Genomic DNA, 796 nt, shown 5'->3' with positions numbered 1-796 from the left:
GCCTTGAAGGTCAGGTGGTTGATGATGTGAAACACCGCCGCCACCGCCGCTGCCTGCGTGCCGAAGCCCAGCAGCATGGTCAGAAGGCCCAGGTGGCTGACCGTGGAAAACGCCAGCAGCGCCTTGAGGTCATCCTTGAACAGCGCGATGCCCGCGCCCATCACCATGGTCACCAGACCCGTGGTCGCCACGATGTAGAACCACGCATCGGTTCCCGCCAGCACCGGCCACATGCGTGCCATCAGGAACACGCCCGCCTTCACCATGGTCGCCGAGTGCAGATAGGCCGAGACCGGCGTGGGCGCGGCCATGGCGTGCGGCAACCAGAAATGGAACGGGAATTGCGCCGATTTGGTGAAGGCGCCGAGCAGGATCAGGATCAGCGCGGGCAGGTACCACTCGGACGCCCGGATCTGCTCGCCCGCCTGCAGGATATCGGTCAGGTTATAGCTGCCCACGATGTTCCCGAGGATCAGCATCCCCCCGATCATCGCCAGGCCCCCTGCCCCGGTCACGGCCAGCGCCATCCGCGCGCCCTGACGCCCCTCGGGCAGATGCTTCCAATACCCGATCAGCAGGAAGGAGCTGAGCGAGGTCAGCTCCCAGAAAATCAGCAACAGCAATATGTTGTCCGACAGCACGATCCCCAGCATCGCGCCCTGGAACAGCAACAGGTAGGTATAGAACTGCCCCATCGGATCGTCGCCCGACAGGTAGAACCGCGCATAGAGGATGATCAGCAGCCCGACGCCCGTGATCATCAGCGCAAAGAGCAGCCCCAGACCGTCGAGGAAGA

At 63.6% G+C, this 796-nt stretch carries 1 protein-coding gene; it reads right to left on the bottom strand.

Features of this window, described 5'->3' with window-relative positions:
* A partial coding sequence (locus ACR0B3_RS24345) for a proton-conducting transporter transmembrane domain-containing protein (RefSeq protein WP_480811289.1) occupies positions 1-796 on the bottom strand: 796 nt, incomplete at both ends.

The sequence above is a fragment of the Ruegeria sp. CE9 genome (assembly GCF_056537425.1).
The sequence above is the reverse complement of the archived record's forward strand: the minus strand, read 5'-3'. Positions and strand labels throughout refer to the sequence as shown.